This is a genomic window from Salmonella sp. SAL4457, assembly GCF_046548235.1.
GTDB lineage: Bacteria > Pseudomonadota > Gammaproteobacteria > Enterobacterales > Enterobacteriaceae > Salmonella > Salmonella enterica.
Genome location: NZ_JBGDZO010000004.1, coordinates 305,157 through 327,360, shown reverse-complemented (window position 1 = coordinate 327,360; position 22,204 = coordinate 305,157). Strand labels below are relative to the sequence as shown.

At 52.2% G+C, this 22,204-nt stretch carries 24 protein-coding genes; 17 read left to right on the top strand and 7 right to left on the bottom strand.

Going from position 1 to position 22,204, the window contains the following annotated elements; translation table 11 throughout:
- The first annotated feature begins 126 nt into the window (after positions 1 to 126).
- Together holC and ACLJNW_RS15325 are read left to right on the top strand one after the other, a co-directional pair.
- The gene (gene holC / locus ACLJNW_RS15330) at positions 127 to 570 is read left to right on the top strand and encodes a DNA polymerase III subunit chi (protein WP_001523689.1); all 444 of its coding nucleotides are present in this window, start codon (positions 127 to 129) and stop codon (positions 568 to 570) included.
- Positions 570 to 3,425: a valine--tRNA ligase gene (locus ACLJNW_RS15325; RefSeq protein ID WP_023204849.1), complete on the top strand. Its 2,856-nt coding sequence runs from the start codon at positions 570 to 572 to the stop codon at positions 3,423 to 3,425. The genes holC and ACLJNW_RS15325 overlap by 1 nt, the downstream gene beginning before the upstream one ends.
- 141 nt (positions 3,426 to 3,566) lie before the next feature.
- Here ACLJNW_RS15325 and ACLJNW_RS15320 read toward each other — a convergent pair whose 3' ends face one another.
- Positions 3,567 to 4,754 carry a YjgN family protein gene (locus ACLJNW_RS15320; protein WP_024154834.1) on the bottom strand — a complete coding sequence of 396 codons (1,188 nt, stop codon included), beginning with the start codon at positions 4,752 to 4,754 and terminating at the stop codon, positions 3,567 to 3,569.
- A 194-nt stretch (positions 4,755 to 4,948) separates the two neighbouring features.
- On the opposite strand from ACLJNW_RS15320, the gene ACLJNW_RS15315 reads away from it, so the two are divergent.
- Together ACLJNW_RS15315 and ACLJNW_RS15310 are read left to right on the top strand one after the other, a co-directional pair.
- Positions 4,949 to 5,452, top strand: a complete 504-nt coding sequence (locus ACLJNW_RS15315) for a GNAT family N-acetyltransferase (protein WP_001519079.1) — start codon at positions 4,949 to 4,951, stop codon at positions 5,450 to 5,452.
- 106 nt (positions 5,453 to 5,558) lie between these two features.
- Positions 5,559 to 6,047 (top strand): DUF3617 domain-containing protein, encoded by a 489-nt coding sequence (locus ACLJNW_RS15310; RefSeq protein ID WP_000826193.1) that lies wholly within the window; start codon positions 5,559 to 5,561, stop codon positions 6,045 to 6,047.
- 233 nt (positions 6,048 to 6,280) lie between these two features.
- Here the strand turns inward: ACLJNW_RS15310 and miaE are convergent, their stop codons facing one another.
- Positions 6,281 to 7,093, bottom strand: a complete 813-nt coding sequence (gene miaE / locus ACLJNW_RS15305) for a tRNA isopentenyl-2-thiomethyl-A-37 hydroxylase MiaE (RefSeq protein ID WP_000218459.1) — start codon at positions 7,091 to 7,093, stop codon at positions 6,281 to 6,283.
- Between the two features lie 11 nt (positions 7,094 to 7,104).
- Positions 7,105 to 7,521, bottom strand: a complete 417-nt coding sequence (gene rraB / locus ACLJNW_RS15300) for a ribonuclease E inhibitor RraB (protein WP_000002940.1) — start codon at positions 7,519 to 7,521, stop codon at positions 7,105 to 7,107.
- Between the two features lie 16 nt (positions 7,522 to 7,537).
- Between rraB and argL the strand changes: the two genes are divergently transcribed.
- Complete coding sequence (argL, locus tag ACLJNW_RS15295; RefSeq protein ID WP_371045364.1) at positions 7,538 to 7,717, top strand: putative translational regulatory protein ArgL; 180 nt, start codon at positions 7,538 to 7,540, stop codon at positions 7,715 to 7,717.
- Positions 7,687 to 8,691: an ornithine carbamoyltransferase gene (argF, locus tag ACLJNW_RS15290; protein WP_000103041.1), complete on the top strand. Its 1,005-nt coding sequence runs from the start codon at positions 7,687 to 7,689 to the stop codon at positions 8,689 to 8,691. The genes argL and argF (ACLJNW_RS15290) overlap by 31 nt, the downstream gene beginning before the upstream one ends.
- A 73-nt stretch (positions 8,692 to 8,764) precedes the next feature.
- On the opposite strand, the gene ACLJNW_RS15285 is transcribed toward argF (ACLJNW_RS15290), so the two are convergent.
- Positions 8,765 to 9,217 (bottom strand): YhcH/YjgK/YiaL family protein, encoded by a 453-nt coding sequence (locus tag ACLJNW_RS15285; RefSeq protein ID WP_000583455.1) that lies wholly within the window; start codon positions 9,215 to 9,217, stop codon positions 8,765 to 8,767.
- Between the two features lie 675 nt (positions 9,218 to 9,892).
- On the opposite strand from ACLJNW_RS15285, the gene arcA reads away from it, so the two are divergent.
- The 5 genes from arcA (at position 9,893) to ACLJNW_RS15260 (ending at position 15,306) form a co-directional block, all read left to right on the top strand.
- A complete protein-coding gene (gene arcA / locus ACLJNW_RS15280) occupies positions 9,893 to 11,113 on the top strand; it encodes an arginine deiminase (protein WP_000410844.1) in 1,221 nt (406 codons plus the stop codon).
- Between the two features lie 10 nt (positions 11,114 to 11,123).
- Complete coding sequence (gene arcC / locus ACLJNW_RS15275) at positions 11,124 to 12,056, top strand: carbamate kinase (protein WP_000428751.1); 933 nt, start codon at positions 11,124 to 11,126, stop codon at positions 12,054 to 12,056.
- Positions 12,057 to 12,167: 111 nt separating this feature from the next.
- On the top strand, positions 12,168 to 13,172 hold the full coding sequence (gene argF, locus ACLJNW_RS15270; RefSeq protein WP_000237031.1) for an ornithine carbamoyltransferase: 1,005 nt from the start codon (positions 12,168 to 12,170) through the stop codon (positions 13,170 to 13,172).
- A gap of 55 nt (positions 13,173 to 13,227) precedes the next feature.
- Positions 13,228 to 14,631 (top strand): YfcC family protein, encoded by a 1,404-nt coding sequence (locus tag ACLJNW_RS15265; protein WP_023204847.1) that lies wholly within the window; start codon positions 13,228 to 13,230, stop codon positions 14,629 to 14,631.
- 186 nt (positions 14,632 to 14,817) lie between these two features.
- Entirely contained in the window at positions 14,818 to 15,306 is a 489-nt protein-coding gene (locus ACLJNW_RS15260) for an arginine repressor (protein WP_000666051.1), read from the top strand.
- On the opposite strand, the gene ACLJNW_RS15255 is transcribed toward ACLJNW_RS15260, so the two are convergent.
- On the bottom strand, positions 15,276 to 15,416 hold the full coding sequence (locus ACLJNW_RS15255) for a hypothetical protein (RefSeq protein WP_001541415.1): 141 nt from the start codon (positions 15,414 to 15,416) through the stop codon (positions 15,276 to 15,278). The genes ACLJNW_RS15260 and ACLJNW_RS15255 overlap by 31 nt on opposite strands.
- Between ACLJNW_RS15255 and pyrL the strand changes: the two genes are divergently transcribed.
- The 5 genes from pyrL (at position 15,396) to ACLJNW_RS15230 (ending at position 17,926) form a co-directional block, all read left to right on the top strand.
- Complete coding sequence (pyrL, locus tag ACLJNW_RS15250) at positions 15,396 to 15,497, top strand: pyr operon leader peptide (RefSeq protein ID WP_000249504.1); 102 nt, start codon at positions 15,396 to 15,398, stop codon at positions 15,495 to 15,497. The genes ACLJNW_RS15255 and pyrL overlap by 21 nt on opposite strands.
- Positions 15,498 to 15,532: 35 nt before the next feature.
- Complete coding sequence (pyrB, locus tag ACLJNW_RS15245) at positions 15,533 to 16,468, top strand: aspartate carbamoyltransferase (protein ID WP_000013055.1); 936 nt, start codon at positions 15,533 to 15,535, stop codon at positions 16,466 to 16,468.
- Between the two features lie 12 nt (positions 16,469 to 16,480).
- Positions 16,481 to 16,942 carry an aspartate carbamoyltransferase regulatory subunit gene (gene pyrI, locus ACLJNW_RS15240; RefSeq protein ID WP_000148570.1) on the top strand — a complete coding sequence of 154 codons (462 nt, stop codon included), beginning with the start codon at positions 16,481 to 16,483 and terminating at the stop codon, positions 16,940 to 16,942.
- 76 nt (positions 16,943 to 17,018) lie between these two features.
- A complete protein-coding gene (gene ridA, locus ACLJNW_RS15235) occupies positions 17,019 to 17,405 on the top strand; it encodes a 2-iminobutanoate/2-iminopropanoate deaminase (protein WP_000047544.1) in 387 nt (128 codons plus the stop codon).
- A gap of 74 nt (positions 17,406 to 17,479) precedes the next feature.
- Positions 17,480 to 17,926, top strand: coding sequence for a transposase (locus ACLJNW_RS15230; RefSeq protein ID WP_000251086.1), 447 nt, complete (start codon positions 17,480 to 17,482; stop codon positions 17,924 to 17,926).
- 115 nt (positions 17,927 to 18,041) lie between these two features.
- Here the strand turns inward: ACLJNW_RS15230 and mgtA are convergent, their stop codons facing one another.
- Both mgtA and mgtL read right to left on the bottom strand, forming a co-directional pair.
- Positions 18,042 to 20,750 carry a magnesium-translocating P-type ATPase gene (gene mgtA / locus ACLJNW_RS15225; protein ID WP_000920870.1) on the bottom strand — a complete coding sequence of 903 codons (2,709 nt, stop codon included), beginning with the start codon at positions 20,748 to 20,750 and terminating at the stop codon, positions 18,042 to 18,044.
- 140 nt (positions 20,751 to 20,890) lie between these two features.
- Positions 20,891 to 20,944, bottom strand: coding sequence for a mgtA regulatory leader peptide MgtL (gene mgtL, locus ACLJNW_RS15220; RefSeq protein ID WP_099374030.1), 54 nt, complete (start codon positions 20,942 to 20,944; stop codon positions 20,891 to 20,893).
- A 189-nt stretch (positions 20,945 to 21,133) separates the two neighbouring features.
- On the opposite strand from mgtL, the gene treR reads away from it, so the two are divergent.
- Entirely contained in the window at positions 21,134 to 22,081 is a 948-nt protein-coding gene (treR, locus tag ACLJNW_RS15215) for a trehalose operon repressor TreR (RefSeq protein WP_023204846.1), read from the top strand.
- Positions 22,082 to 22,204: the final 123 nt, after the last annotated feature.

Sequence of the window (22,204 nt, the reverse complement as noted above, 5' to 3'; positions counted from 1 at the left end):
ACCCCGTAGGCCTGATAAGGCGCATTAGCGCCGCCATCAGGCGTTTTGCCGGATGGCGCTGCGCTTATCCGGCCTACGGGAGGCATCATGACAACGCATTTAAATCCACCACAAGAAGCCCCATATATGAAAAATGCGACGTTCTATCTTCTGGATAATGACACCACCGTCAACGGTTTAAGCGCCGTTGAACAACTGGTGTGTGAAATTGCCGCAGAACGTTGGCGCGCCGGCAAGCGCGTGCTGATCGCCTGCGAAGATGAGAAGCAGGCCATTCGGCTGGATGAAGCGCTGTGGGCAAGACCGGCGGAAAGTTTTGTCCCGCACAATCTGGCAGGCGAAGGCCCACGCGGCGGCGCGCCGGTTGAAATCGCCTGGCCGCAAAAACGCAACAGCAGCCCGCGCGATATTTTAATCAGCCTGCGTACAAGCTTTGCAGATTTTGCCACCGCTTTCACAGAAGTGGTAGACTTCGTCCCTTACGAAGAAACTTTGAAACAACTGGCGCGCGAACGCTACAAAGCCTACCGCGTGGCTGGTTTTAACCTGAATACGGCAACCTGGAAATAATGGAAAAGACATATAACCCCCAAGATATCGAACAGCCGCTTTACGAGCACTGGGAAAAGCAGGGCTATTTCAAGCCTAACGGCGACGAAAGCAAAGAGTCCTTCTGCATCATGATCCCGCCGCCGAACGTCACCGGCAGTTTGCATATGGGACATGCTTTCCAGCAAACCATCATGGATACCATGATCCGTTACCAGCGTATGCAGGGTAAAAACACCCTGTGGCAGGTCGGCACCGATCACGCCGGGATCGCCACCCAGATGGTGGTTGAGCGTAAGATTGCCGCTGAAGAAGGTAAAACCCGTCACGACTACGGCCGCGATGCGTTTATCGACAAAATCTGGCAGTGGAAAGCGGAATCCGGCGGCACCATTACCCGTCAGATGCGCCGTCTCGGCAACTCCGTTGACTGGGAACGCGAGCGCTTCACCATGGACGAAGGCCTTTCCAATGCCGTGAAAGAAGTCTTTGTTCGCCTGTACAAAGAAGACCTGATTTACCGTGGCAAACGCCTGGTGAACTGGGACCCGAAGCTGCGCACCGCCATCTCTGACCTGGAAGTGGAAAACCGCGAGTCCAAAGGCTCGATGTGGCACATCCGCTATCCGCTGGCCGACGGCGCGAAAACCGCAGACGGTAAAGATTACCTGGTCGTCGCCACCACCCGTCCGGAAACCGTATTGGGCGATACCGGCGTGGCCGTGAACCCGGAAGATCCGCGTTATAAGGATCTGATTGGCAAATTCGTTATTCTGCCGCTGGTTAACCGCCGCATTCCGATTGTGGGCGACGAACACGCCGATATGGAAAAAGGTACCGGCTGCGTGAAGATCACCCCGGCGCACGACTTTAACGACTATGAAGTCGGGAAACGTCACGCCCTGCCGATGATCAACATCCTGACCTTTGATGGCGACATTCGCGAAAGCGCGGAAGTGTTCGATACCAAAGGTGAAGAGTCTAACGTTTATTCCAGCGAGATTCCGGCTGAGTTCCAGAAGCTGGAACGCTTTGCTGCCCGTAAGGCCATCGTTGCTGCCGTTGACGCGCTGGGCCTGCTGGAAGAAATTAAACCGCACGATCTGACCGTCCCTTACGGCGACCGTGGCGGCGTAGTTATCGAACCGATGCTGACCGACCAGTGGTACGTCCGTGCAGACGTGCTGGCGAAACCGGCGGTGGAAGCGGTTGAAAACGGCGACATTCAGTTCGTGCCGAAGCAGTACGAAAACATGTACTTCTCCTGGATGCGCGATATTCAGGACTGGTGTATCTCTCGTCAGCTGTGGTGGGGTCACCGTATCCCGGCATGGTATGACAACGACGGCAACGTCTACGTTGGCCGTACCGAAGACGAAGTGCGTCAGGAAAATAACCTCGGTGCCGACGTTCAGCTTCGTCAGGACGAAGACGTTCTTGATACCTGGTTCTCCTCCGCGCTGTGGACCTTCTCCACCCTCGGCTGGCCAGAAAACACCGACGCCCTGCGTCAGTTCCATCCCACCAGCGTGATGGTGTCCGGCTTCGATATCATCTTCTTCTGGATTGCCCGCATGATCATGATGACCATGCACTTCATCAAAGATGAAAACGGCAAGCCGCAGGTGCCGTTCCATACCGTCTACATGACCGGTCTGATTCGCGACGACGAAGGCCAGAAGATGTCCAAATCCAAGGGTAACGTTATCGACCCGCTGGATATGGTGGACGGCATCTCCCTGCCGGAACTGCTGGAAAAACGCACCGGCAACATGATGCAGCCGCAGATGGCGGAGAAAATCCGCAAGCGTACCGAGAAGCAGTTCCCGAACGGCATTGAGCCGCACGGCACCGACGCCCTGCGCTTTACCCTGGCGGCGCTGGCCTCGACCGGTCGCGACATCAACTGGGATATGAAGCGTCTGGAAGGCTACCGTAACTTCTGTAACAAGCTGTGGAACGCCAGCCGCTTTGTGCTGATGAACACCGAAGAGCAGGATTGCGGCTTCAACGGCGGCGAAATGACGCTGTCGCTGGCGGACCGCTGGATCCTGGCGGAATTCAACCAGACCGTTAAAGCCTACCGCGAAGCACTGGATAACTTCCGCTTCGACATCGCCGCGGGCATTCTGTATGAATTCACCTGGAACCAGTTCTGCGACTGGTATCTGGAGCTGACCAAGCCGGTAATGACCGGGGGTTCCGAGTCTGAACTGCGCGGCACCCGCCATACGCTGGTCACCGTACTGGAAGGTCTGCTGCGCCTGGCGCACCCGATCATTCCGTTCATCACCGAAACCATCTGGCAGCGCGTGAAGGTCATTTGCGGTATTACCGCCGACACCATCATGCTGCAGCCGTTCCCGGAATATAACGCCGCACAGGTGGATGAAGCCGCGTTGGCCGATACCGAGTGGCTGAAGCAGGCGATCGTCGCAGTACGTAACATTCGTGCGGAAATGAACATCGCCCCGGGCAAACCGCTGGAACTGCTGCTGCGCGGCTGTAGTGAAGAAGCCGTTCGTCGTGTTAACGACAACCGTAGCTTCCTGCAAACCCTGGCGCGTCTGGAAAGCATCACCGTGCTGCCAGCCGATGACAAAGGCCCGGTTTCCGTGACCAAAATCATCGACGGCGCCGAACTGCTGATCCCGATGGCAGGCCTCATCAACAAAGACGATGAGCTGGCGCGTCTGGCGAAAGAAGTGGCGAAAATCGAAGGCGAGATTGCCCGTATCGAAGGCAAACTGTCCAACGAAGGTTTCGTCGCCCGTGCGCCGGAAGCGGTGATTGCCAAAGAGCGTGAGAAGCTGGAAGGTTATGCAGAAGCCAAAGCGAAGCTGATTGAGCAGCAGGCGGTTATTAGCGCGCTGTAATCTGAAAGCCTGATGGCGCTTCGCTTACCAGGCCTACACGTTCGCTTATTGACATGGCGCGATCGGTAGGCCGGATAAGGCATTCACGCCGCCATCCGACAACATGAATTATGGGCCGACGTAAACGTCGGCCTTTTTACATCAGATAAACGGGAAGTAAGGCATAATGCCACGAGAAATCCACATTAGCGGGCTGTTTTCCAGCGGCTTCTCATCATTGGTTAACTCAAGCGAATCCAGATCGCCCTGGACCTGTGTATTCTGCGCCAGCCAGCTCACCAGCCAAATTTTCAACCACGGATAAGCCAGCCCTAAGGTCACGCCGGAAATCACAAACACCACCAGTAACCGCCACAGCATACCGTGTGCAGTGACAGAGGAATGAAAACGAATCGAATCGTTCGCCAGTGACAAATTGTTTAAAAACAGGTTGCGTAACGCCACATATAAGTAACTGGTTACCACAATAATCGCGAGAAAATAGAGGAAATAACATGCCATTATCTGGCCATAATATTGCAGAATAAGCGCCCCTCCTGCCTGCGCATTCCCCATCATACTCAAAAGAATCATGTCGGTGAACACCGGCGCGATTAGATAACCAATCACGACAGCAAAAGGGAAAAGGGTCAACATTGCCAACACGCACCCTCTGATGCACGTTTTAACATTAACCTGAATCGAGAAACGATGAATGCCAAAGTTTGCGCCATTGCCAAACAAGGTCATCCATTTGCTGTAGGTAATACCGTTAATGACCCCTATCCCAATAATAGCCAGCAAACCGAGAAAAACGATATTGAACACTAAACCGCCGACGGCGATGGTTACCAGTGAGATAATATAAATAACAATATAAAGCGCCACCATCAGGAGTACCGGGAGAGCGAACATGTACCACCAGGCGCGCCGCATGGAACACTGGAATCCAAAATGTATGCCATTAAGCGAAGTCATCATCGCCTGATACTGTAATCCTTTCACCGCCATAAAAGGAATAATCGCAATTAATAAGCCGAATAGCGTAAAACCGAGACCGGGATGACCGTGTTCAATAAGAAAGAGGCTAACAATATAAATAATAAAAACTAACAACACACTAATAAATAATGCGCCGCCCGTGGCTTTGTAAGCAAAAGGCTGATTGTTTAGCGTCATATTAGTATAAATATAACGTCGACATTTCACCATCGCCCACGGCGCATAGATTCCAAACGTGATACACGTCAACAAGAAATTCACAAGGCAAATAACAAAATACTTTCCGCCCTTGCCTGTAAACACCAACGTGTGATTATGGTTATCTTTACTACTGATAACGTTATTCATGAATCATATCCCTGAATTACAATCTATTAGAATTAATAATAAAAACCAGTAAATTGTTACTGATTTGACTACGATACTATTTTTGTTTAATTTTTCCGCCTTTTATTTTGTCTGATTCAGGATCTCCTTGCGCGTAACTCAAGACGGTGGTATTAAAGTAATCTATAAATAAATTTTAAAAATTGAGCCATATTATGAATAATGTCGCCTCGCCAACGCTCACGGTGCGCCGAATCACTACCGCCGACAATGCCGCTATTGCCCGTGTCATCCGTCAGGTTTCAGCGGAATACGGACTTACCGCCGATAAAGGTTATACCGTTGCCGACCCCAATCTGGATGAACTGTATCAGGTTTATAGCCAACCGGGCGCGGCCTACTGGGTGGTAGAGCAAAACGGTTGTGTGGTGGGCGGCGGCGGCGTGGCGCCGTTATCCTGTAGCGAACCAGACATTTGTGAACTGCAAAAAATGTATTTTTTACCGGTGATTCGTGGTCAGGGGCTGGCGAAAAAGCTGGCGCTGATGGCGCTGGATCATGCCCGTGAACAGGGTTTTAAACGCTGCTATCTGGAAACAACGGCTTTTTTACGCGAGGCGATTGCGCTATACGAACGTTTAGGATTTGAACATATTAGCGAACCGCTCGGCTGCACCGGACATGTCGATTGCGAAGTGAGGATGTTAAAGGATCTCTGAAAACCAGGCGTTTATTTATCCTCGCCAGGTATTATTTTTGCTGATATAAGTAATCCCGGAAACATCCTGTTATCCGGGAATCACTTATTATTCAAGGAAGTTATAAATGAAACGCCTATTATCAGCAATTGTTTTCCCCGCTATGTTTATTAGTATCTCTAATGTATATGCATTAGATATACAGCCCGGCGAATGGAAAATGGAAAATATAGAAATGCGCACCATCAATCCAGATACAAAAGAAGTATTAATGGATGAAAAAAATTCGGGCATAGCGACGCTTATGTGTTATACCCCTAAAATGTCTGAAGATTCTAAAAAAATGGTGAAGGGTTTTTCTACCAGTGCAGGCGGTTGCACGACAACATTTGTAGAAAGTACGGATACCAAACTGATCAATGAGACTGTCTGTAATAATCCTGATGTCAAATCGCACTCTATTGTAGAAACGACGAAAATAAGCGATACAGAATTTGCGATGACCATGAAATCGGATGTCGATGCAGGAGGTAATAAAACAACCTCCATCAACAAAATTAAACAAACCTTTGTTGGCAAGACCTGCTCTGAAGCGTCAAAAGGCGTGAAACAGTAACTATTTCAACACAAGAACCCGTAGTGATGATGCAAAAATGGCATTGTTCACGGTCACCTTTCGGGAATATAACACTGAGTGAGTTCTTTTTGCCTGCCGCAGGGCAGGCTTTACTCAGGACAGAATATCATGAAAATGACTTTTCCTGCTCGCCAGCAGTTTGATGCCGGGCGGATGACCACGCAGGTGGCGACAGCGTAAAATATAAAAACGCTAATCTTTAATTTTACCCTTTATCCGGCGGCTGGCACGCCGCTATGAAAACGAAACTCGCGGTCTGGCGACAAGATAAGGTCAGCTTCCACCTCGCCAAAATAGCGCACGCGCGCAGAAATGTCCTCGGCGGAAATCTGCTGCGCCAGCGCCAGGTAATCCTGATAATGCCGTGCTTCGGAGCGCAGAAGCGAGAGATAAAACGTCTGTAAATCCTCATCCAGCCAGGGCGCCAGAGCGGCAAAACGTTCGCAGGAGCGGGCTTCGATATACGCCCCGCAAATCAGCTTATCAATTAAGGTGAGCGGTTCGTGCGTGCGTACCGCTTTCAACATTCCTTTCGCGTAGCGGCTGGCGGTGATTTTCACATAAGGAATGTTTCTGGCCTGCATGACCTCGCGTACCTGCCAAAAATGGTGCAACTCCTCTTTAATCAATAACACCATACGGTCGATAAGCTGACGTCCCCAGGGGTCATCAGTTTGCGGCATGGCGCTTTTGCTAATCTGTTTATGCAGGGCAACAAAATCCGGCTCCGGCCCCTGACGAAACGCGAACGCCTCGTAAGGTTGCAGCCAGGAGAGCAGCGCGTCGGCGCCCGATTTATCGGCGACATATTTACGCACCAACAGCAACGCGGTTTGCGCAGCCTTCAGTTCGCAGATCAGGTGATCGGTAAGCAGAAGAGGAAGATTTTGCGGATCGCGGGCCTGGACAATCCACGCCTGCGGCGTCGGGCAATGCAGGAAATTAAGCACCGGAGAGAGTATTTGCGGGTAATTCATACGTAACCTGTTAAAAAAATACGACAGCAGACGCTGCCGTACCGTCATACTATGCAGCTTTAGTGACGCACGCCGTCGTCATCTTCATCGACATAATCGTCGTCATCACCCTCTTCGCCATTAGGGTCTTCAAAATAGGTTCCCCAGCCGTCGTATTCAACATCATATTTTTCCGCCAGGTTCATCAGTTGCTCAACCTGAGCGTCGATGAGTTCGGCGTTCAACGCGCACTCGCTGAGGATGTCGCAACAAATAACCGTATCGCCCTCTTCCACTTCCAGCTCTTCCGGCTCCGTCACTTCATAGCCGAGTTTAAAGGCTTCTACCGCGGCTTTTTCCAACGTTTCGAAATCGTCAGCGGAAAGGTGATGCTCGATAGTGTACAGCGCATCCGGATCGCTGCCGTCCTCAAGTAACTCTTCAATAATTAAGCGCGTTTCTTCACGCTGCTCTTCCAGTAATTCCGGGTTTGCCATAGCTCGTTCCTCATAGATGTCCTGCCGATACTCTTATTGTCACATACCGCCGACGTTGCCTCCACCTTATCGAGAAAAGTTTTATCAAACAGGGTTGCAAATGAATAATCACCCATATAAAGTGAATTTTAATTCAATGAGAGGCCTAAGCCATGTGAGGGAAGTATGTCTACGTTTTACCAAAAACCTTTTTTAAAGTTACTTGATTTCACCGCCAGCGAGCTCACTGCTCTGTTGCAGCTTGCCGCCAAACTGAAAGCCGATAAGAAAAACGGTAAAGAAGAACAAAAGCTGGTGGGTAAGAATATTGCGCTCATCTTCGAAAAAGACTCGACCCGGACACGATGCTCTTTCGAAGTTGCCGCATACGATCAGGGGGCGCGCGTGACGTACCTGGGTTCCAGCGGGAGCCAGATCGGCCATAAAGAGTCCATCAAAGATACTGCCCGCGTCCTGGGCCGGATGTTTGACGGTATTCAGTATCGAGGATATGGCCAGGAGATCGTCGAAACGCTGGCTGAATATTCCGGTGTGCCGGTATGGAACGGTTTAACCGATGAGTATCACCCAACGCAATTACTGGCGGATCTGCTCACCATGCAGGAACATCTGCCGGGTAAAGCCTTTAACGAGATGACGTTGGTCTATGCCGGAGACGCGCGTAATAACATGGGTAACTCCATGCTGGAAGCCGCCGCGTTAACAGGATTGGATCTCCGTCTGGTCGCGCCAAAAGCCTGCTGGCCGCAAGCCGCGTTAGTGGCGGAGTGCAGCGCCATGGCGAAAAAGAACGGCGGCGCCATCACCCTGACCGAAGATATCGCCTCAGGCGTAAAAGGCGCGGATTTTATCTATACCGATGTTTGGGTCTCTATGGGCGAACCCAAAGAGAAATGGGCGGAGCGTATTGCCCTGCTGCGTGATTATCAGGTCAACAGCCAGATGATGGCGTTAACCGGCAATCCGCAGGTTAAGTTCCTGCATTGTCTGCCTGCGTTCCATGATGACGAAACCACGCTCGGCAAAAAAATGGCCGAAGAGTACGGTTTACATGGCGGGATGGAAGTGACCGACGAGGTTTTTGAGTCTGCGGCCAGCATTGTCTTTGATGAAGCGGAAAACCGAATGCATACCATCAAAGCAGTAATGGTAGCGACGCTGTCTAAATAATGTCGTTATGATGCCGGATGGCGGTTGGCCTACAAAATCACAACGTGCAGGCGCCGCCATCCGGCACAAAATATTACGCCATCAGCATTTTCACAACCGCTTTACGTACCCGCGCCGGTTCTCCCACCGCGCACAGGGGCTTATGCACTTCGCCGGGATAAAACACCACAAAGTCGCCTTCGTTCAGGACGACGGTTTTCTCGTCGACGCTCGTCGGTAAAAATGCAATGTCTTTATCCGCCAGCCAGTCCGTGTGCGGCGTTCCCGCAGGCCGGGTACTGAATGCCATCCCTTCCTGACCTTGTAGCACAATCTGAATATCAAGATAACGGGCGTGATACTCTGCGCTGCGCGATTCGCCCGGCTCCGTCATATTTTCAGAAATCATATAAAACAGCCTGTCGCCGTCAATGTCATACTTACCTGGCGCGGTCGTTGCCGTGACATGCGCATTGACGTGCTCAATCGCCTGCCGTAACGCCGTCGGCAGCCAGGCCTCCAGATGTTCAATATTGCCAATAATCATCGCATCCCCTTAGTTAAAACAGCGTTTTATATTTCTCTTTATACGAGAAAAATGGCTGCCATACTACCCTTACTCTCATCGATTTTGCGCCAGCGCATGTTTATCGCCAGCGGTGTTTCTATATTGTTAATAGTTCGCCCAACTTTATGCAGTACCTATGCATAAACCCCAGCGGCGCCAAATTGCCATCACTAACAACGCTTTGATATTAAAGGCGTTAACATAAAAACGTTTTAGCGATCACAATTCGCTCTCCCTGCATAAATGACTTCTCTATCCATAGTTATTTTTAAATTATTTAAATATCCCCGATAATAAAATCCCCCTCACGCATAGTTATGCAACCATTAAAAATAATTACTTTATTTTCAATGAGTTAAGATTTAAATATCATTCAATACAGCAAACAAATAATTAACAATAAAAAAATAACAAACCATATAGCTGCGTAGTAATTCATTTAATGCCTTATTGTTTTTTGAATTTCTCTGACCCGGCTCATATATTAAGTAAGAAAAATAGCACTCCTTGATTGATGTGAATCTCATCACATTAACAACCCAAATAAAATTCAATCATTGCTCCCGAATTTAACTGAAACGCCGCGACTGCAAGCACGCTAAATATTTGCAGCCACTCCTTCTTTATTCTTGAAATTATGTAAAAGGTATAATGATGGAAAAGCATTTTGTCGGTTCTGAAATTGGTCAATTACGCAGCGTAATGTTGCATCGTCCCAATCTCAGCCTAAAAAGACTTACCCCTTCAAATTGTCAGGAATTACTTTTTGACGATGTATTATCCGTAGAGCGCGCTGGCGAAGAGCATGACATTTTTGCCAACACGCTGCGCCAGCAAGGGATAGAAGTGTTGCTGTTAACCGACCTGCTCACCCAAACGCTGGATGTGGCTGACGCTAAAGCCTGGCTACTGGACACGCAAATTTCCGATTATCGCCTTGGGCCCACCTTTGCCGCAGATATTCGCGCCTGGCTGGCGGATATGCCGCACCGTGAACTGGCTCGCCATTTAAGCGGCGGTTTAACTTACGGCGAAATCCCCGCCTCCATAAAAAATATGGTGGTCGATACTCACGATATTAATGACTTTATTATGAAGCCATTACCGAATCACCTATTTACCCGTGACACGTCCTGCTGGATATATAACGGCGTCTCAATTAACCCCATGGCGAAACCTGCACGCCAACGTGAAACGAATAATTTACGTGCCATTTATCGCTGGCATCCTCAATTCGCAGGCGGTGATTTCATTAAATATTTCGGCGACGAGGACATTAATTACGACCACGCCACTTTAGAGGGCGGCGATGTGCTGGTGATTGGCCGCGGCGCGGTGTTGATCGGTATGTCTGAACGTACTACGCCGCAGGGCGTCGAGTTCCTGGCGCAGGCATTGTTTAAACATCGTCAGGCGGAACGCGTCATTGCCGTTGAACTGCCAAAACATCGCTCCTGTATGCACCTTGACACCGTCATGACCCACATTGATATCGACACCTTCTCTGTCTATCCGGAAGTCGTTCGCCCGGACGTTCAGTGCTGGACGCTGACGCCAGACGGACGCGGAGGTCTGAAACGAACCCAGGAGAGCACGCTGGTTCATGCTCTTGAAAAAGCGCTTGGCATCGATCAGGTGCGCTTAATCACCACTGGCGGCGACGCATTTGAAGCTGAGCGCGAACAGTGGAATGACGCCAATAACGTGCTCACCCTGCGTCCCGGCGTGGTGGTGGGCTATGAGCGCAACATCTGGACCAACGAAAAATACGACAAAGCCGGCATTACCGTCCTTCCCATTCCCGGCGATGAACTGGGCCGCGGGCGCGGAGGCGCACGCTGCATGAGCTGTCCACTGGAACGCGATGGTATTTAAAGGAGACGTTATGGAAAACAAACGCACACTGGTCGTCGCGCTGGGCGGCAATGCGCTGCTCAAACGCGGCGAACCGCTGGAGGCTGATATTCAGCGTAAAAATATCGAACTGGCGGCCAGAACCATCGCCCAGCTTACGCGGCAATGGCGCGTGGTGTTAGTGCACGGCAACGGCCCACAGGTAGGACTGCTGGCGCTACAAAATAGCGCCTACGCTAACGTTACGCCCTACCCGCTCGATATTCTCGGTGCGGAAAGCCAGGGCATGATTGGCTACATGCTGCAACAGGCGCTGAAGAATCATCTGCCGGAGCGTGAAATCAGCGTCCTGCTCACCCAGGTCGAAGTCGATGCCAACGACCCGGCATTCCTCAATCCAACCAAATATATCGGACCGATTTACGACGAAGCGCAGGCCCGTGCGTTACAGGCAGAAAAGGGCTGGGTATTCAAAGCCGACGGTAACGCCTTCCGCCGCGTTGTGCCCTCCCCGCAGCCGAAACGCATTGTGGAAAACGATGCCATCCGCGCGCTGATTAGCCGCGATCACCTGGTTATCTGTAACGGCGGCGGCGGCGTGCCGGTCGTGGAAAAAGCCGATGGCTACCACGGTATCGAGGCGGTGATCGACAAAGATCTGTCCGCCGCCCTGCTTGCCAGCCAAATTCACGCCGACGCGCTGCTCATTCTGACCGATGCCGACGCGGTGTATCTCGACTGGGGCAAACCCACCCAACGCCCGCTGGCGCAGGTTACGCCGGAGCTGCTTCGTGAAATGCAGTTCGACGCCGGTTCGATGGGCCCGAAAGTGACCGCCTGCGCTGAGTTTGTCAGCCATTGCCGCGGCATTGCCGGAATCGGCTCGCTGGCGGATGGGCAAGCCATTCTCGCGGGCGAGAAAGGCACTTTGATTCGGTGTGAAACCGCCGACGTTGACGCATAAGGCTTTTTACCGGATGGCGGCTTCCGCCTTATTCGGCCTACAGAGCGCGCATAACCGTGGGCCGGATAAGCGCAGCGCCATCAGGCAATTCATTTTAACAAGGATATTGTAATGGTTATTTCACTGAAAAATCGTAACTTTTTGAAGCTGCTTGACTACACCCCGGCGGAAATCCAACACCTCATCGATCTGGCTATTGAGCTGAAAGCCGCAAAAAAAGCCGGATGCGAAAAGCAAACACTGATCGGCAAAAACATCGCGCTGATTTTTGAAAAAACCTCTACCCGCACCCGATGCGCGTTTGAAGTCGCCGCGTTCGACCAGGGCGCGCAGGTGACTTATCTCGGCCCAAGCGGCTCGCAGATCGGCCATAAAGAGTCCATGAAAGATACTGCTCGCGTCCTGGGGCGGATGTATGACGGCATCGAATATCGCGGATTTGGTCAACACATTGTGGAAGAGCTGGGGGAATACGCGGGCGTTCCCGTCTGGAACGGCCTGACCGATGAATTTCACCCCACACAGATCCTGGCCGATCTAATGACCATGCTGGAACATGCGCCGGGCAAAACGCTGCCGGAACTGAGCTTCGCCTACCTGGGCGACGCGCGCAACAACATGGGCAATTCGCTGATGGTGGGCGCGGCGAAGATGGGCATGGATATCCGTCTGATAGCGCCAAAGTCCTTCTGGCCTGATGCCGCGCTGGTCGCGCAGTGCCGAGAAATCGCCAGCGTTACCGGCGCTCGTATCACCTTAACGGAGAGCGTTGAAGACGGCGTTCACGGTGTGGATTTCCTCTATACCGACGTCTGGGTCTCGATGGGAGAGCCCAAAGAAGCCTGGGCGGAGCGCGTCAGTCTGATGACGCCATATCAGGTCAACCAGCAGGTGGTAAACGCTACCGGTAATCCTGATGTGAAGTTTATGCACTGCCTGCCCGCCTTCCATAACGAGCACACCAAAGTGGGACGCGAAATCGAAATGGCTTACGGCCTGAAAGGACTGGAGGTCACGGAAGAGGTGTTCGAGTCCGCAGGCTCGATAGTCTTCGATGAAGCGGAAAACCGGATGCACACCATCAAAGCAGTCATGGTGGCGACGCTCGGCGACTAATCCCACAGGATATGCGCCCTCGCGGCGCATATCCGTGATATCAGGAGAGAACATCATGGGTAAATTTAAATTTCCCACCGCTTATACCATCCTGTTTATTCTTATTGCCCTGGTCGCGGTGATGACCTGGATTGTGCCGGCGGGAAAATACCAAATGGCGATGAACGCCACGCTGGGAAAAGAGGTGCCGGTGGCGGGAACGTATGCCCCCGTGGACGCGCATCCGCAAGGGATTACCGCTGTTTTACTGGCGCCGATTGACGGCCTCTATAACCACGAAACCTACACCGCCGGCGCCATTGACGTCGCGCTGTTTGTCTTGATTATCGGCGGCTTTCTGGGGGTGGTGAATAAAACGGGGGCGATTGATGCCGGTATTGAACGGGTAACTATCAAACTCAACGGCAAAGATGAGTGGATGATCCCCATTCTGATGGCGCTGTTCGCCGCAGGCGGCACTATCTATGGCATGGCGGAGGAGTCGTTGCCCTTCTACACGCTGCTGGTGCCGGTCATGATGGCGGCCCGCTTCGATCCGTTAGTGGCGGCGGCAACCGTACTGCTCGGCGCGGGGATAGGCACGCTCGGTTCGACCATTAACCCTTTCGCCACGGTCATTGCCGCCAACGCCGCCGGCATCCCTTTTACTCAGGGAATGCTGATGCGCGTACTGCTGTTAATTGTCGGCTACATACTGTGCGTGTTTTGGGTAATGCGCTATGCGCGCAAAGTCCGCGCCCATCCTGAGCTTTCTATCGTGGCGGATAAAATGGAGGAAAACCGCGCCCATTTCCTCGGCAATCGCGCCAATACACTGCTGGAGTTTACGGCTACCCGGAAATGGGTGCTGCTGATCTTCGCCGCCTCTTTCGCGGTGATGATTTACGGCGTGGCGGTTCTCGGCTGGTGGATGGCGGAAATCTCCGGCGTTTTTCTGGCGGCGGCGATTATCGTTGGCGTGATAACGCGGATGGGTGAGGAAGCGTTCACCAGTACCTTTATCGACGGCGCGCGGGATTTACTCGGCGTGGCGCTAATTATTGGTATCGCGCGCGGCATTGTGGTGGTCATGGATAACGGTATGATTACCCACACCATTTTGCACAGCGCGGAAAGTCTGGTTTCCGGCCTCTCTACCACCATTTTCATAAACGTAACCTACTGGCTGGAAGTATTGCTCTCCTTCCTGGTGCCCTCCTCTTCCGGTCTTGCCGTATTGACAATGCCCATTATGGCGCCGTTAGCGGATTTTGCCCACGTACAGCGGGATTTGGTCGTAACCGCCTACCAGTCGGCCTCCGGGATTGTGAACCTGGTTACGCCCACCTCCGCCGTGGTCATGGGCGGTCTGGCGATCGCGCGGGTTCCCTATGTTCGCTATCTGAAATGGGTCGCGCCGCTGTTACTGATCCTGACATTGCTGAATATGGCGGTACTGAGCATCGGAGCGATGATGTAACGAGCCAGATGGCGACGCGTCTTATCCGACAGGACTGATAAGCACAGCGCCATCAGGCACGCCGTCACCTTTTTTGATCTGCTTCTCATTTTCCTGCAAAACCGCCCGATTGATCCGCAATCAATGTGACAAATGTGATGAATTTCGCCAGTCCGTTGATATTAATAATAAAGATAAGGTGCATTTATGAAGGAATACGATGATTACTCCGCCAAAGAACAACAGCAACTGGCGGTTTGTCAGCGCCTGATTAGTGAAAAAAGTTACCTGTCCCAGGAGGAGATTCGCCGCGATTTACAAAATGAGGGATTTGAAGGTATCAGCCAGTCTACGGTTTCGCGCCTGCTCAAACTGCTGGGCGCAATAAAAATCAGAAATACGAAGGGACAAAAGATTTATTCCGTAAATCCCCAGCGGCGTCCTTCGCCGGATGCCGGACGTTCAATAGCCGAAATGGTCGTTAGCGTTGAACATAATAGCGAATTTATCCTTATCCATACGGCGGCAGGTTATGGTCGCGCCGTCGCGAGAATTCTGGATTACCACGCATTGCCGGAAATTCTCGGCGTCGTTGCCGGTAGCAGTATTGTCTGGGTCGCACCACGGGTCGTTCAGCGCACGGCGCTGGTACACAAACAAATTAATTATTTGCTTAAAATGAATTTAAATTCATAAGAACCGTTTGCGATGAGTAAATCATGCATTAATCGCTTGATCCCAAAACAGAGCTGAGTATAATCGCGGACAATTTGCCGGGAGGAAGCATGGTTCAGTGTGTACGACATTCTGTCTTACCGCGTCTGAAAAAAGACGCAGGCCTGCCGTTTTTCTTTCCGTTGAAAACCAATACCAAGCCCCTCAATTGAGGGGCTTTTTTTTGCCCAGGCGTCAGGAGATAAACATGGCTAACCCGCTATATCAAAAACATATCATTTCCATAAACGACCTCAGCCGCGACGATCTTAATCTGGTACTGGCGACGGCGGCGAAATTAAAAGCCAACCCGCAGCCAGAGCTTTTGAAACATAAAGTGATCGCCAGCTGCTTTTTCGAAGCCTCCACGCGTACCCGCCTGTCGTTTGAAACTTCAATGCATCGCCTGGGCGCCAGCGTAGTGGGCTTCTCCGACAGCGCCAACACGTCGCTGGGGAAAAAAGGAGAAACGTTAGCCGACACGATCTCAGTGATTAGCACTTACGTGGACGCGATTGTGATGCGCCATCCGCAAGAAGGCGCGGCACGTCTGGCGACGGAGTTTTCCGGTCAGGTGCCGGTGCTCAATGCGGGCGACGGTTCGAACCAGCATCCGACACAGACCCTGTTGGATCTGTTCACCATCCAGGAAACGCAGGGCCGTCTGGATAACTTGCATATCGCGATGGTCGGCGATCTGAAATATGGCCGCACCGTGCATTCGCTAACCCAGGCGCTGGCGAAATTTAGCGGCAACCGTTTTTATTTTATCGCGCCGGACGCGCTGGCGATGCCGCAGTACATTCTGGATATGCTGGATGAAAAAGGGATGGCCTGGAGCCTGCATGGTTCTATTGAAGAGGTCATGGCCGACGTCGACATCCTCTATATGACTCGCGTACAGAAAGAGCGTCTCGACCCGTCGGAGTACGCCAATGTGAAGGCGCAGTTTGTTCTGCGCGCCAGCGACCTGAACGGCGCGCGTGAAAATATGAAAGTGCTGCACCCGCTGCCGCGGATTGATGAAATCACCACGGATGTGGATAAAACGCCACACGCCTGGTACTTCCAACAGGCGGGCAACGGTATTTTCGCTCGCCAGGCGTTACTGGCGTTAGTACTGAATAGCGAACTGAGTCTGTAAGGGAGAAAAACGATGACACACGATAACAAACTGCAGGTTGAAGCCATTAAATGCGGCACCGTGATTGACCATATCCCTGCGCAGGTAGGCTTTAAACTGCTGAGTCTGTTTAAATTGACCGAGACCGATCAGCGAATCACTATCGGTCTGAATCTCCCGTCTGGTGAGATGGGGCGTAAAGACTTAATCAAAATAGAAAACACCTTTCTCACCGAAGAGCAGGTTAACCAACTTGCTCTGTACGCGCCGCAGGCCACCGTTAACCGCATCGACAACTACGACGTAGTCGGGAAATCACGCCCCAGCCTGCCAGAGCGTATTAATAATGTGCTGGTTTGCCCGAACAGCAACTGCATCAGCCACGCGGAACCGGTATCCTCCAGCTTTGCAGTGAAAAAACGCGCCAATGATATCGCCCTCAAATGCAAATACTGTGAAAAAGAGTTTTCGCATTATGTGGTGCTGGCCAACTAATTTGGGTTGGTTATGAGATCCCGGCTCCCTATAATGAGCGGGGACATTCTATTACCGCTGTAATTCAGGAGAAATCATGAGCAAAACTATTGCGACGGAAAATGCACCAGCAGCAATCGGCCCTTACGTACAGGGCGTAGACCTGGGTAGCATGGTAATCACTTCCGGTCAGATCCCGGTCGATCCGAAAACCGGTGCCGTAGCGGAAGACGTATCCGCTCAGGCACGTCAGTCGCTGGAAAACGTTAAAGCTATCGTGGAAGCCGCTGGCCTGAAAGTAGGCGACATTGTGAAAACGACCGTATTCGTGAAAGACCTGAACGATTTCGCGACCGTCAACGCCACCTACGAAGCCTTCTTCACCGAGCACAACGCCACCTTCCCGGCGCGTTCCTGCGTGGAAGTTGCCCGTCTGCCGAAAGACGTGAAAATTGAGATTGAAGCGATCGCTGTTCGTCGCTAAGCGCCGGACGTCATCCCCGCCGGGCGGCGCAAGTTTGCCCGGTTCGGGGTACCAACAGCCATGGAGAGGCGGCAATGGTAAGAGCGCGTTTTACCGAGGAGCAAATCGCCGATTTTCTGCAACAGTCTAAAAACGGCGTGCCGAATAAGGCGTTATGCGAAGAATATGGATTTAGCAACAGCACGCTCCGTCGCTGGCAGGAGAAACATGCTGAAAGCATACGCCAGGAATTAAAACAGATAGAATCTACCGCGAAGATAGTCTTTTTATGCTTCATTGTCGCAGCCATATTGCTTACCCTTATGTTTCCTAAACCCACTGCCGCCTTAGCGATTCCTCCTTACTTAGTTTATTGCATTAGCTATATTCGCCGCTTTCGTCGCATATCCGCAAAACATATCCGGCGGTGGGACATCTCCTCCTCTCGTTCTGGCTCGGGAGCAGAGAATGTATTTTACAAACTTAGCTGGACATTCCTCTTTTTTATTCCTGCATATAGCATTCTACAGCTGCTTGAATAAGCCCTGAAATTTAAATATAAAGCCGATCGCGTAAAACTTGTCGAGCTTTACGGGCATCTGGCCTGGTTAGCGATATCGGGGATTAAGCACGCTGGCGAATCCCCGACGAAAGTGTTTACTGCCAGCCATAACGTCTGCTGTAAAACCCTTTCACCAACTGGGTTAACGTCATATAGCCCGCCAGAATAGCAATCAGCCACGGGAAATAGCTTAACGGCAGCGCCTGCAACTGCAGGTAAGACGCCAGGGGCGAAAACGGCAACGAAACTCCCACCACCATCACCAACAATGTCATCGCCATCAGCGGCCAGGCGGCGCGACTTTGAATAAACGGCAGACGGCGGGTACGGATCATATGCACAATCAGCGTTTGCGACAGTAATCCCACCACAAACCAGCCGGACTGGAACAAAGTTTGCGTTTCTGGCGTATTCGCATGAAATACCCACCACATCAGACAAAAGGTCAAAATGTCGAAAATCGAGCTGATCGGACCGAAAAAGACCATAAAGCGCCCCAAATCCGCCGGATTCCAGCGCTGCGGCTTTTGAATTTGTTCTTCATCGACATTATCAAACGGAATCGCCACCTGGGATACATCGTACAGTAGGTTTTGAATCAGCAAGTGCAGCGGCAGCATTGGCAGGAACGGCAAAAAGGCGCTCGCTACCAGCACGCTAAACACGTTACCGAAATTTGAGCTGGCCGTCATCTTGATATATTTCAACATATTAGAAAAAGTACGACGACCTTCAATGACGCCTTCTTCCAGCACCATCAGGCTCTTTTCCAGCAGAATAATATCGGCGGCTTCACGGGCGATGTCCACCGCGCCATCTACCGAGATACCAATATCCGCCGCCCGCAACGCCGGGGCATCATTAATCCCGTCGCCCATAAAACCGACCACATGCCCCTCGCGTTTGAGTAAAGTGACAATGCGCTCTTTATGCATCGGCGTCAGACGCGCAAACAACGTCGTACGGGCGGCCAGCGCCGCCAACGCGTCGTCGCTTAACCCTTCAATATCACTGCCAATAACGACATCGCCCGCATCCAGCCCAACCTCATGGCAAACTTTCGCCGCTACCAGCTCGCTGTCGCCGGTGAGAATTTTCACCGTAATTCCGCTCGCCTTCAGCGCTTTCAGCGCCGGCGCGGTGGTCTCTTTCGGCGGATCGAGAAAAGCAATATACCCTTCCAGGATCAGGTCAGATTCATCGATACGCTGGTAATCGCCCTCACGCGCAGGCAGGTATTTGGTCGCGACGGCGACCACGCGTAGCCCCTGACGGTTCAGCGTGTCGGTAACGCGTTTCACCCGGCGCAGCATATTGTCGTCCAGCGGCACAATATCGCCGTTGTGGCGCACCTGAGTACACACGTTCAGGATCTCCTGTAACGCGCCTTTGCAGACCAGTTGATGCACGCTCGAATCTTCGGCCACCACCACCGACATCCGGCGACGCTCAAAATCAAACGGAATCTCATCGATTTTCTGCCAGCGTCCGGAGAGCTGGCGCGCGGCGGTTTCGTCTACTCCCTCCAGGACTGCCGTATCCAGTAAATTTTTTAGACCGGTCTGATAATGGCTGTTCAGCCAGGCGCAATGCAGTACATGCTCGCTGGGCTTACCAGAAATATCTGTATGATTCTCCAGCACAATTTTGTCCTGCGTCAGTGTGCCGGTTTTATCGGTGCACAGAATATCCATCGCGCCGAAGTTCTGAATCGCATCAAGGTGCTTCACGATAACTTTCTGTTTCGAGAGTTTCACCGCCCCGCGCGCGAGGGTAGAGGTGACGATCATCGGCAACATTTCCGGGGTGAGCCCTACCGCGACCGAGAGCGCAAATAGCGCCGCTTCCCACCAGTCACCTTTCGTGTAACCATTAATAATCAGTACTACCGGCGCCATGACCAGCATAAAGCGGATCAGCAACATACTGACGCGGCTAATTCCTTTCTGGAAAGCGTTCTGCTCGTTATCTTGTTCCGAAACGCGCCCCGCCAATTGACCAAACCAGGTGCCGGCGCCGGTCGCCATCACCACGGCCTGCGCCGTTCCGCTCACGACGTTCGTCCCCATAAAGCACAGCGTGTCGCACTCAAGCGGGTTATTTTGCCGGGGCTCACGCGTCGCAGCGACTTTCTCGACCGGCAGAGATTCGCCGGTCAGCGACGCCTGGGCGACAAACAGATCGCGCGCCTGGATAATCCGTAAATCCGCCGGGATCATATCCCCCGCCGCCAGCTTAATAATATCGCCGGGCACCAGTTGATCGATGGGTAATTCCAGCCAGGCGTTTTCGCCATTTTCATTAATAACCCGCAGTACGGTAGCGGTATTGCTCACCATCGCTTTTAGCGCGTCCGCCGCTTTCGTCGAGCGTGCTTCCTGCACAAAATTCAGCAGCGTTGAGATACCGACCATCAGGGCGATAACGCCTGCGGCAAACAGATCCTCCGTGGCATAAGAAATGCCGCCAAGAATCGTGAGTAAGATATTGAAAGGATTGCGATAACATACCCACAGATGCACCCACCACGGCGAGGGTTTCTGTGCCGGAAGGCGGTTTTCGCCATGCTTTTCACGCGCGCGCGTCACCTCGGCGGCGTTTAATCCCTCCGGGTGCGTATCAAAAACGCGCCAGAGCGTCTCCTGCTCCATTGCCGCGACTTTCAGACAGCGCTCGCTCAGCGAAGGCGGGATAGTCGCATTTACCGCGGTCTGCGCGCCGGGCAGCGGATCGCGGTGAACCAGACGATAAGGCAAATGGCGATTAAGCCGGGCAAAAAGCTGGCGGGTAATGGTTTTTAGCATAGGTAATCCCTCCGCGCCGAAGTCAGGCGCAGAAAATTCTTCAGGCGCGGCAAAGCCTTGCCCGATGAGCAATGTTTAAATAAAAACAGGGACGTTATTGTGTCACTGTCTTACACACCGGTAAGACAGCAGAGGCAGGCTTACCGGAAAAGGAAAATTCTCCATCGCGGGAGAGGGGTGGGTTCAGGGTCCATGTCGCCTCCGGTAAGTAAATAATTTGCGCCGCGGATTATACGCATAAATCCATAAGTTTTGTGGCAATTATGGCGGTATCATACCGTTACGTAATTAAACCAACGATAAACCAGACTTTGCCCATTGCCCTTCGCTTGAGTAAAGTTACTCTTTTTATCACCATCAGCGTCACGCCACGGGAAAACAGGATGCAAAACCGGCTCACTATCAAAGACATCGCCCGCCTGAGCGGCGTAGGGAAATCAACCGTTTCCCGCGTGCTTAACAATGAAAGCGGCGTAAGCGAACGTACCCGCGAGCGTGTCGAAGCGGTGATGAATCAACACGGTTTCTCCCCGTCCCGCTCTGCCCGCGCGATGCGGGGACAAAGCGATAAAGTGGTCGCTATTATCGTCACTCGCCTTGATTCGTTGTCTGAAAACCTCGCGGTTCAGACCATGCTGCCTGCGTTTTATGAACAGGGCTACGACCCTATTATGATGGAAAGTCAGTTCTCGCCGACGCTGGTAATGGAACATCTGGGCATGCTCAGACGACGTAACATTGATGGCGTGGTGCTGTTTGGCTTTACCGGCATCACAGAAGAGTTGATCGCCCCCTGGAAAGCCTCGCTGGTGCTGCTGGCAAGAGATGCGCAAGGTTTTGCCTCCGTCTGTTACGACGACGAGGGCGCGATTCATATCCTTATGCAGCGGCTGTATGAGCAGGGACACCGCAACATTAGCTTTCTGGGCGTTCCCCATAGCGATATTACCACCGGCAAACGTCGGCATGACGCATACCTGGCGTTTTGCAAAAAACATAAACTTCATCCCGTCGCCGCCCTGCCCGGTCTTGCCATGAAGCAGGGCTATGAGCATACGGCAAGCGTCATCATGCCGGATACCACCGCGTTAGTCTGCGCCACCGATACGCTGGCGTTGGGCGCCAGTAAGTATTTACAGGAGCAACGTATTGAGACGCTGCAACTGGCAAGCGTCGGGAACACGCCGCTGATAAAATTCCTGCACCCGGAGATCGTCACTGTCGATCCTGGCTATGCTGAAGCCGGACGACAGGCGGCTTCGCAGCTGATCGAACAGATCAATGACCGCTGCGATCCGCGCCGGATCGTCATTCCTTCTACCCTCGCCTGAGTGACTAATTAAACGGAATACCACGAGTAATTTGTGATCGTCGCTGCGTTTCGGGAACGTTCCCATTTTTAAACCAACGTTGAAGAGATACTCTTGCGCCAACCCATAACATACCTCCTCTGC